4 protein-coding genes and 1 pseudogene are annotated in these 11,271 nt (G+C 45.2%); 3 read left to right on the top strand and 2 right to left on the bottom strand.

The window, feature by feature from the left end:
- Nucleotides 1-454: ESPR-type extended signal peptide-containing protein (locus tag C5471_RS02140; protein WP_166295574.1), on the bottom strand; the 454-nt coding region annotated here is incomplete at its 3' end.
- A 49-nt stretch (nt 455-503) separates the two neighbouring features.
- Nucleotides 504-749, bottom strand: a pseudogene (locus C5471_RS24160) (ShlB/FhaC/HecB family hemolysin secretion/activation protein); the annotation flags it as partial.
- Nucleotides 750-2,315: 1,566 nt separating this feature from the next.
- On the opposite strand from C5471_RS24160, the gene C5471_RS02130 reads away from it, so the two are divergent.
- From C5471_RS02130 to pbpC, 3 genes are all read left to right on the top strand, one after another.
- The gene (locus C5471_RS02130; RefSeq protein WP_133814961.1) at nt 2,316-3,116 is read left to right on the top strand and encodes an MBL fold metallo-hydrolase; all 801 of its coding nucleotides are present in this window, start codon (nt 2,316-2,318) and stop codon (nt 3,114-3,116) included.
- A 689-nt stretch (nt 3,117-3,805) separates the two neighbouring features.
- Nucleotides 3,806-8,836 carry an alpha-2-macroglobulin family protein gene (locus tag C5471_RS02125; protein ID WP_133814960.1) on the top strand — a complete coding sequence of 1,677 codons (5,031 nt, stop codon included), beginning with the start codon at nt 3,806-3,808 and terminating at the stop codon, nt 8,834-8,836.
- A gap of 69 nt (nt 8,837-8,905) precedes the next feature.
- The gene (gene pbpC, locus C5471_RS02120) at nt 8,906-11,227 is read left to right on the top strand and encodes a peptidoglycan glycosyltransferase PbpC (RefSeq protein ID WP_133814959.1); all 2,322 of its coding nucleotides are present in this window, start codon (nt 8,906-8,908) and stop codon (nt 11,225-11,227) included.
- The last annotated feature ends 44 nt before the right edge of the window (nt 11,228-11,271 follow it).

Raw genomic sequence — 11,271 nt, 5'->3', positions numbered from 1 at the left:
CATTGAGGATAATTTTCGCTTCCCCTTTGGCGAGCCAGGGGTTACCGGCCACCATCCCACCGAGTTGCGTCTGAGTGGGGTTAGCGCTGTTATTGAGGATAACGCCTGATTTATCCACATCAAACTGGCGGTAGGTATTGTGCGAAACCCCGTCGGCACCGGGTGTTTGGATATTGACCTGCGGCGTGCCGTTGGCGCTGTGGATAATCGTCGGTTGCTGATGGCCCGGTGCCTGCCCATCCGCCACGATGTTCGCCTGCGCGGTGAGCGAAATGCCGCCAAGGGCTAGCAACAGACTGAATCGTAACGCGGTGAGTCGGCAACGACACGCCGGTAGCGATGGGCGACGAATGCGGCACCCGGTTCGTCCTCGTCCGGCACGCGCTATCTCGGCCACCACCATCCACATCTGGCGGGCCTGATTAAAGATAAGACGATACAACTGCTTGTTCATGACGTTTGCTCCACTCACACGCTACACGCTGGCAGCCTGGTTATTTGAATTAATACTGCCAATACAGGTTGAATCCGGCAGAGACGGGGGAGGTTTGGAAACCGGCGGGTTTGGACAGCGGAACACCAATAAACAGGTCGTAGCTCACGCCTTTCAGGCTGCCGCGCCAGCCCAGGGCACTCCCCGCCAGGTGTTTACCGAGTAAGGCTTCACTGCCCCGGCCGCCCACTTCGCCATAATCCATTGCCAGATACAGCGACTGCCCTTTCTGCTTCTGCGGGGTTTGCCAGTCCAGACGCGGGTGATGGGAAAACAGGGGGTTTCCACTGGGAATGTGGAGGACACCGCTTTTTCGGGCACAGACAGGCGAACATCCGCAGGGGGTGGCGCCAATTGAGCCTCCAGCGCTTGCTGACGTGCCTGTTGATGGATCAGTTGTTGATCTGCCATGTCTGCGGCCTGACTGCCTGGCATCACGCTACAAAAAACCGCAAACACTAAAATACTGCTTTTCATTGTCTTTCTATCCCACAATTTCGAAGCAGCATTAACCCTAAATTTAATTTAGAGATCAATGTTAATAGGTTATTATTAGTCAGGTAACTAAAATAGGCTGGGTGGTTAAGATATCAGCAAAAACAAGGTGTTATAGTGTATTGCAAAAAACAGACCAATGTTATTATTGTGTTGCGAATTGTATAAAAAACAGATTAATATTAATCATTTAATAACCAACACTAATAATTTCAAAATAATTTCATTTTTTGTTTTAATTTCGTGATACACGTCACATTTTTTCTTTTAATTTCGAAATGAAACTACATTGAAATGTGACATTTATCGTTAATTAGTGATTGGGTATTACCTTTTATGATTAGGTCAGGTGATGACTTTTAGCTCAGTTAGCAGAACAGGCACTGTGTTATTGCGGATTGGGAGACATCTATTTTAGGTAGAAAAAAGGCTTCATTTATGATCTGATAATCGTCGCCAAACAAACCATCAAAACCACGGATGAAGCCTGTGACGATTATTCCCCGCTGTTTCGCTGCTCAAAGCGGCTCAAAATACGGAGATTTGGCTCTGGCCAATAATAGATAATCTTCTCCAAAGCGCCTGGTCGGAAACCTGTTTTTGGCTGGAAAAAGCCCCAGCGTATTTATGCCAGAACGCGTTCAAAACACCGTAAAGAAAATCATGTAAAAACAAAACATTGGATGCCTGTTCTGAAAGGCTTAATGCTTAAGATCCTGTATATGATTGATTAAATAAGATTTCAAAAGAGCAGATCACTGGAGGGAACTCAGTCCGATTTTGACGATCTGATTAATCGTCAAAAATCACCAAACGGACTGCGTTATGTCTATCATCGCATCGATACTCCGAAATGAACGACGTGACACGGAACCACTGTTGTCAATTTATGTGGCAATGGCTTCAACATGTAAAGGTATTCATGGAAGCAGTATCATGACAACAGCAAAAATCGGGAAGGGTAAAAATGGGTGTATCACTATTATGAAAACCTATTTATTGCGTTTGGTTTTATTCTGTTAAATTATTTACATGATTATTATCTGAATTTTATTTTTTTAAATATTATGGTTTTTTATCTGTAAATATATATTGCACCGCAAGGTATAATAATCGCATGTTAATATTTCAAGACAATAAATATGATGTGGAAATAATCATTTCATGTTGAATAATTAACTTGTGGTGGAGAAGATATAATTTGTGATCTGCTTATAAGAATGTGACGATATCATGGCCTTTCATTATTTTATTGACGTGAATCAATGCTATTGTTACCCGTATCGTTTAATAGATACATTACTTCAACAAAACTAACGGATATGCCATGTCATTAAAAATAACTGTACTCCTTGAAAATAAAACATCTGACTCATATTTGATAGCTAAACCTGGTTTGAGTCTTTTACTTGAGGATGGTGAAGAGAAGATAATTTTTGATACCGGCCCGGATGGCAGTTATCTCGAGAATGCGAACCGGATGGGCATATCTATTGATGATATATCCAAGATTGTTATCTCTCATGGTCATTCTGATCATATCGGAGGTGTTAATTATTTTCCTCATAATGCCAAATTAATATGTCATCCTGATGCATTAAATGAAAGATATTATGGCGTTATGTTTAAAAGGCTTGCCTTAAAATTTAAAAAAATATCGGGTAAAATTAATAAAAGAATCAAGAAGAAAGTTTTATTTCGTTTGACGAAATCGCATTTGAACATAAGTGATCGATTTGTTTTTTCAGGAGAAATAGCTAGTGATCATCGAAAGTCCTATGGTTTAGTAAGACGAAGTTCCTGGGCTAATGATTATATATTTGATGATAGCGCTTTAATTTGGAAAAGTGATCAGGGGCTTGTGATTATCGTTGGATGTGGTCATTCTGGTATTTGTGAAATAATTAACCACGCTAAAGCGATTACAGGTGTGGATAAAGTATTTGCAGTAGTCGGTGGATTTCATTTGAGGAGAGCGTTACCTACAGAGTTATTGAAGATCAGAGAATTTTTCATAAAAGAAAATATAAAAGAAGTCTATGGCTGTCATTGTACCGGTAGCTGGGGAAGGCTTTGGCTACCCAATGCTAAAGGATTAAAAACAGGGCAAGTATTACAGGTAGGGTAATATGATGAAATTGATTCAGAAAACGGTTTTTCATTGTTTCCTAGTATTGGATGTTAAATTTTTATTTTCTAAACCATTTGGTTTATGAATAACGATTAATGAATGTTTTCATTAATGATTTTATTTGCATTATTTTATCATAGAGGATTTTTCCGGTATTTTATCGGAATGGTTTATAGAATTACGGTTTCGTATACATCATGATTGCCACTTTTAATAGTAAAAAAGTGGCATGATGCATTTTCATATTATACTTTATCTTAATGTTTCCTATATTTAATATTGATATTTCAATTCTATTGACTCGGTTTATTATTAATTTTATCTTTTACTGATTCCTGTTTTAGGTTATTTTACTTCCTATTAGGCTATCGGGAAAAGTAATTTAATAAAGGGCTTTCCTGATCGTTCAGCCAGGCCATAAGGCTTTTTACTAAAATATGCTTTAAGATTTATAGAGTTCTTTCTAAAAGAATAAGAAGATAAATGCAGATTTATTTACCGTATTCCGTGATATTCAATTTGTTAAAATAAAGGATTATTATATGAACTTAATGTTGGTATATTGTCTATAAATAAGTAGTACTCAGTTGTTTATATTTGTTTGATTGGTTTTAATGTATTGATTTATAAAGTTATTCATTAAATCCTACCACTCGTTGGTTGAGAGTAAGACAGGGGCTATGGTTATGAATCAAGGTCAATTCTGGCAACGGCCAGAAAGAAAAAAACGTTATTTTTCAGTAATTTTTGCTTCTTTGCTGATGCTTGCGGGCTGTGACCAGTCTGACAGCGCTGATAATAATAAAGCTGCTCAATCGCAGTCCACAGAAATTCAAAGCGAGAAAGCACCTCAACAGTCAAATACTCCACCAAAATCAGTAAAACAGAAAGATGCGGCATCACTGGCTGAACTGGCAAAACGTTATGCCGGTAAAGAGGTGACAATTCTGGATGCCTCGGAAGTTCAGCTTGATGGTGCCAGCGCGATGGTGGTGACATTTTCTGTTCCTTTAGATCCAAATCAGAATTTTGCTCAAAATGTTCGTTTGGTAGATGTAAAACAGGGCAAGCTTGATGGTGCGTGGGAATTGTCAGATAACATGATGGAACTTCGCCTGCGCCATCTGCCGCCATCTCGTAAACTGCAACTGACCGTGGATAAAGGCGTTAAAGCCATTAATGAGCGTCAACTTGAAACGGCGTATGAGAAAATCCTGACAACTGAGACGATTTCTCCGTCTGTTGGTTTTGCCAGCAAGGGCTCTTTGTTGCCAAGTAAAGTCGCCGAAGGTTTGCCAGTGTTAGCGCTCAATGTGAATAGTATTGATGTTAATTTTTTCAGGATAAAAGAGACGGCGTTACCCTCTTTTATTGCTCAGTGGCAATATCGCAATAATCTGAACTCCTGGGAATCTGAAGATATTCTCAAAGATGCGGAATTGGTTTATACCGGTCGTTTCGATCTTAATCCAACGCTAAATACTCGCGAAAAATTATTGTTGCCATTAAATAACATTAAAACATTGCAGCAAGACGGCGTTTATATGGCTGTCATGCAGCAGGCGGGTAAATATACCTCTACTAATCCGGCGACAATGTTCACGCTAAGTGATATCGGTGTCTCTATGCACAGCTATCTGGATAAGATGGATGTGTTTACCCAATCTCTGGAACAAGGCGACAGCCTGAAAGGGGTCGAAATTCGTCTGCTGGATGAGAAAGGGCAATTATTGTCAAAAGCAATGACAGACGCTAATGGACACGCCAGCCTGGAGAAAAATACGAAAGCCAAATTATTACTCGCTACCCGTGACAACCAAACCAGTATGGTTGATTTGGTATCACCGGCGCTGGATCTGTCTGAGTTTGATATCGCCGGTCCACAAGGATACAGCAAGCTGTTTTTTGTTTTCGGGCCGCGTGATCTCTATCGCCCCGGTGAGACGTTGATTGTGAATGGGCTATTGCGTGATGGTGACGGCCGTGCAATCAAAAGCCAGCCAGTCAAAGTGGATGTATTAAAAACAGATGGTCAGGTTGTCCGTAGTTTTGTTTGGCAATCTGAAAACGGGTTGTATCAGTATCGCTACACTATTCCTCAGTCAGCGGCTACCGGACTCTGGTCGTTACGTTTTGATCTGGGCGATAACAAACCTCGTTATTACAAGTTCAATGTAGAAGATTTTATGCCGGAGCGTATGGCGCTGGAAATTAGCAGTGAGTCGCAACCAGTGATGAAAAATCACAGTGTCGATTTTGCTATCAAAGGGCGTTACCTGTATGGCGCACCCGCTGCGGATAATCGCCTGCAAGGGCAACTATTCTTGCGCCCAGACCGTGATGCAGTCGCCAAATTACCGGGTTATGAGTTTGGGGCTGCCACTGAAGAAAATCTCAGTCGTACATTGGATGAATTTGATTTGACGCTAAACAGTGGTGGTGAGGTGGCGCTGAATGTCAGTGCAGACAACTGGAGTTCAGTCTCTTCGCCGGTAAAAGTGGTTGTTCAGGCCAGTCTGCTTGAATCTGGTGGCCGCCCGGTGACACGTCGGGTTGAACAAGCGGTTTGGCCAGCAGAAAAACTGGTTGGTATTCGTCCGCTGTTTAAGCAGAAAGCGGTTTATGACTATCGTACAGGTCGTGACCAAAGCCGTTACAATGTGGATGAAAATTCACTGGCTGAATTTGAGCTGGTCTATGCGGATGCCAATGGCAAAAAATATGCCGCGAAAGATCTGACCGCCCGTCTGGTTTATGAACGCCGCGATTACTACTGGCGCTGGTCGGATGGTGAAGGTTGGCAGTCAGGCTATGATCAGAAAGATCTGGTGATGGCGGATGAACATATCCAGATTGCACAGGATGGTACTGCAAAGGTCAGTTTCCCGGTTGATTGGGGTTCGTACCGTATTGAGGTTGTCAATCCAGAGAATCAACTGGTTACCAGCGTTAATTTCTGGGCTGGTTATTCATGGCAGGATAATACCGGTGGCACCGGTGCCGTTCGTCCTGATCAGGTGAAACTGTCTCTGGATAAACCGGCTTATCGAGTGGGTGAGAAAGTCAAACTACATATGGCCGCACCACAGGCAGGTAAAGGTTATCTGTTGGTGGAATCCAGTGAAGGGCCGCTCTGGTGGCAGGAGATTACTGTACCGGCACAAGGTCTGGATGTGGAAGTTCCGGTTAATAAAGAGTGGCGCCGTCATGACCTTTATTTGACTGCCGTAGTTGTACGTCCGGGTGATAAGTCCCGTCAGGCGACACCAAAGCGCGCCATTGGGGTGTTGCATCTGCCGTTGGCGGACGAAGGCCGTAAGTTGGATCTGATGTTATCCGCACCGGAAAAAATGCGGCCAAATCAGAACCTGACAGTTAAAGTCAAGGTTACACCACAGCAAGGGCAGCAATTGCCTAAACAGATTAATGTGCTGCTTTCTGCGGTAGATACTGGCGTACTCAATGTCACTAACTTCAAAACCCCAGATCCCTATGAGGCTTTCTTTGGTCGTAAACGTTACAGCGTTGATCAATATGATGTGTATGGTCAGTTAATTGAGGGTGAAGGTCGTCTGGCAAATTTGCGCTTTGGTGGTGATGGTGATGAGAATGCACTTGATCGCGGTGGTAGAAAGCCATTGACCGAAGTAAAGATTATCGCTGAACAGGCACAACCCGTGACATTGAATGAAAAGGGGGAAGGAGAGATCGTTTTGCCAATTCCTGATTTTAATGGAGAACTGAGGCTGATGGCTCAGGCGTGGAGTGAAGATGAGTTCGGTCATGGTGAAAGTAAAATTGTCATTGCCGCACCCGTGATTACCCAGATGGCGTTACCTCGCTTTATGGCGGGGGGGGATCGTTCATCGTTGTCGTTGGATCTGACCAACTTAACCGAACAGACGCAAAATTTGACCTTAAACTTTACAGCTAATGGACTGATTAAATTAGAGGATGCGGCCAGCAAGGCAATAACCTTGGAAAAAGGTAAACGTACAACAGTGGAAATTCCGGTCACGGCTGATCAGGGTTTTGGTCAGGGAGAAGTTTCCCTGACGATTAATGGCCTGAATTTGCCCGGTGAAGTGCTGAAACCGTATAAAAATAGCTGGAAGATAGGAGTACGTCCGGCACAGCCAGCGGAAACCAGGCTGTTTGCTGAGGTTATCCGCCAGGAAGAAAATTGGCAGTTGCCGTTAGATGCCATATCGGGTTTAGCGCCAGCAACGCTTGAAGGCCAGTTGTTACTGACCAGTCGCCCGCCGTTACAGATTTCACGCTATATTCGTGAACTATACGCCTATCCGTATGGCTGCCTTGAGCAGACTATCAGCGGACTTTACCCGTCGCTCTATTCAAATGAAGCGGAGTTGAAAAAACTGGGTATCAAAACCGACAGTGATAGCAAACGCCGGACCAGTATTGATGAGGGGATTACTCACCTGTTGAGTATGCAACGTCATGACGGGGGTTTTGCCTTGTGGGACCGAACCGGTGATGAAGAGTACTGGCTGACGGCGTATTCCACAGATTTCTTGTTCCGTGCAAGCCAGCGAGGTTATAGCGTCCCCAAGGAAGCGCTGAATTCTGCCAATAACCGTTTGCTGCGTTATTTACAGGACAAGAATGTCATTAACTATCGCTACAGCCAGAATCAGGAAGCTATGCGGTTCTCGACTCAGGCTTATGCCGGTCTGGTGCTTGCCAGCCAGCAGAAAGCGCCGCTGGGTGCTTTAAGGCAAGTTTATGAGCGTCGTTCTCAGGCAGGAAATGGTTTGTCGCTGGTACAACTGGGGGTTGCATTGAAGCTTATGGGTGATAATACCAGAGCAGATGAAGCTATCCATTTGGGGATCAATAAAAACCGTAATGATGATGTTGGGTTGGGAGATTATGGCAGTTCCATCCGTGATAATGCACTGATTGTCGCACTGTTGACGGAAAACAAGATGTTGCCAAAAGATCGTGATGAGAAATTACTGGCTCTATCTGATGAATTGATATCCCGTGATTATTTCTCAACTCAGGAGAGTAATTCACTCTATCTGGCTGGGCGTTTCTTTATTGATACCTCAGAACAACCGTGGGAAGCGGTGGTTAATCAGCAGGTTCCACCGTTGAGTCGTGACAAGCCATGGGATCAGGTGATGGATGCAGAACAGATTTTGCGAGGCGTTGGTATCAGCAACCGTGGCAACAATACGCTCTATTCTCGCCTGAATGTCGTGGGTTACCCGCTGCATTCGCCGAAACCTTACACTAATGTGCTGAACATTCAGCGTAGCTATTTGGATATGAAGGGTCATCCGGTTTCCATTGACCGTCTGAGAAGTGGCGAAATGGTGGTGGTGAAGCTGGTGGTCAGCTCAGATAAATCGGTACCGGATGCGTTGGTGGTTGATTTACTGCCTGCCGGTTTAGAACTGGAAAATCAGAATCTGGCTAACAGCAGTGCCAGTTTGAGTGAGAGTGCCGCTAATCTCCAGGAATTGATCGGTGATATGCAACAGGCGACGATTCGCCATACAGAATATCGTGATGACCGATATGTGGCAGCAGTTGCGGTTGATCCATCTCGGCCTGTGACGTTGCTCTATCTGGCTCGTGCTGTGACACCGGGTGTCTACACTATTCCGGCTCCACAGGTTGAATCTATGTACGTGCCTTACTGGCGTGCAGTAGGTGCGACCCCTGAAAAACTGGAAGTTGTCCGCTAAACCCAGTCAGCCCTTATGCTCAGGCGTAAGGGCTGATTGCTCGTCAGGTATTCTTGCATGAAAACTTGCATGAAAAAAAGGCATCACCTTATTTGGCTGATTGTGCTGTTGCTGTTTCTGATCCCGGCGGGTTTATGGCTGGCAGATAAAATTTGGCCTCTGCCACTGCGTGAAGTCAAAATGGCGCGTATTGTCGTCGGTGAAGATGGGACTCCGCTTTGGCGTTTTGCCGATGATGAAGGGGTTTGGCGCTATCCGGTGACATTGGATCAAGTGTCACCGGAATATATTCAGGCATTGCTGACTTATGAAGATCGCTGGTTCTATAAGCATCCAGGGATTAATCCGATTTCGCTTGTCAGAGCGGCATGGCAGGATATCCGAGCCGGTAAAATTTTGTCCGGGGGGAGTACGCTTTCAATGCAGGTGGCTCGGTTGATTGATCCGCATTCACGTACTCTGGGCGGGAAGTTAAAACAGATTTGGCGCACTTTACAGCTTGAGTGGCACTATTCCAAAGATGAAATTCTCGGCATGTATCTCAACCGTGCGCCATTTGGTGGCACATTACAAGGTGTTGGTGCGGCGAGTTGGGCTTATCTGGGCAAACCGCCATCTGAACTTTCTGCGGGGGAAGCTGCTTTGTTGGCTATTTTGCCACAGGCACCCAGTCGTTTGAGACCGGACCGTTACCCTGAACGCGCACAGGCTGCCCGTGACAAAGTTATGCAACGGTTGGCGAAATACAAAATCTGGTCGGAAGAGAAAGTGGCTGATATTCGTCAAGAGACGCTGTGGCTGGCTCCCCGGCAGGTGCCACAACTTGCTCCGCTTCTTGCCAGGCGAATGGCTAAAGGTCAGCGTCAGGAAATTATCAACACAACCATTGACGTAGGATTACAGCGCCAGCTTGAGGATATGGCGGTGAATTGGAAATACCAGTTACCGGAGAAAACCTCGGTTGGGGTATTGGTGGTTGATCACACCGATATGGCGGTGAAAGCCTATATTGGCTCGCTGGATTTTCGGGATGACAGCCGTTTTGGTCATGTGGATATGATAAGTTCATGGCGTTCACCGGGATCAACTTTGAAGCCTTTTTTGTACGCAATGGCGTTGGATGATGGGTTGATTCATGGGGAATCACTGTTACAGGATGTGCCTCGTCGTTTTGATTATTACCGTCCGGGAAATTTTGACAGTGGCTTTAACGGGCCGGTCAGTGTCAGTGAAGCATTGGTTCGTTCCTTGAATTTAACCGCAGTGCAACTGCTCGAAGCATATGGTGCCAAGCGGTTTACAGCCAATATGCGTAATGTGGGAACAGTATCGCGTTTTCCTCCCGGCAGTGAACCCAATTTATCATTGATTCTTGGGGGGACGGCAACCCGGATGGATCAATTGGTGGCGGCTTACACCGCGTTTGCCCGTCAGGGGAAGGTTTCCCCCCTGAGATTTACACCGCAGCAGAAATTGCGGGACAGGCAGCTGTTTTCCCCTGGTGCCGCGTGGATAGTGAGGCGGATTATGGCTGGAGAAGGTCTTCCACAACCCGATGATATATTGCCGGCACAAGTACCACTGGCCTGGAAAACCGGTACCAGTTATGGCTATCGTGATGCTTGGGCTATTGGCTTAAATGCCCGCTATACTATCGGTGTTTGGGTTGGCAGGCCGGATGGAACGCCAGTTATCGGACAGTTTGGTTATGCCACGGCGGTGCCGATAATGTATCAGGTCAATAATCTATTGCTGGCAAATATGCGAAATGGGGCTCAACGTATCCCCTCTGATCCACGTCCGGCAAGTGTGAGTCAGGCAACCATTTGCTGGCCGGGAGGTCAGAGTCTGCCAAAGGGAGACAGTAATTGCCGCCAGCGTCGTCTGAGTTGGATCCTGGATAACACCATTCCGCCTACGTTGCCTTCGGTGGGGCAAGAAGGCATTTCGGGTATTAATGAACAGGTATGGCGGGATAAACAGGGGTTGCGTGTCGCGCCTGATTGTCCTGATGCTCAACCAGAAAATATTGCTTTATGGCCGATTAGCCTAGAATCATGGTTACCGGCGGAAGAGCGACGGGCACAACGCTTGCCTCGGGTTAACCCTCAGTGTCCACCGCTGAAATCAGATGAAGCTCCGCTGTTGATCGTCGGCATTCATAACGGAGATGTATTGAAACGGCTCCCCGGTCTTGGCAGCCTTGATTTACGTATTACGACGCAGGGCGGTAGTGGTGGGCAACAATGGTGGTTTCTCAATGGAGAACAGATTATGACTACAGAAAATAATCAAAAGCTTGTCCAGACATTGACTCAACCGGGGAAATATCAGCTTAGTGTTTTGGATTTGGGTGGGCAGGTTGATTCTGTTAATTTTACCTTGAAGTAAACGATTCAGGTAAAAGTGTGATTTGTACGAAAAAATGGTAATTT

The organism is Photorhabdus tasmaniensis (assembly GCF_011189505.1).
GTDB lineage: Bacteria > Pseudomonadota > Gammaproteobacteria > Enterobacterales > Enterobacteriaceae > Photorhabdus > Photorhabdus tasmaniensis.
The sequence above is the reverse complement of the archived record's forward strand: the minus strand, read 5'-3'. Positions and strand labels throughout refer to the sequence as shown.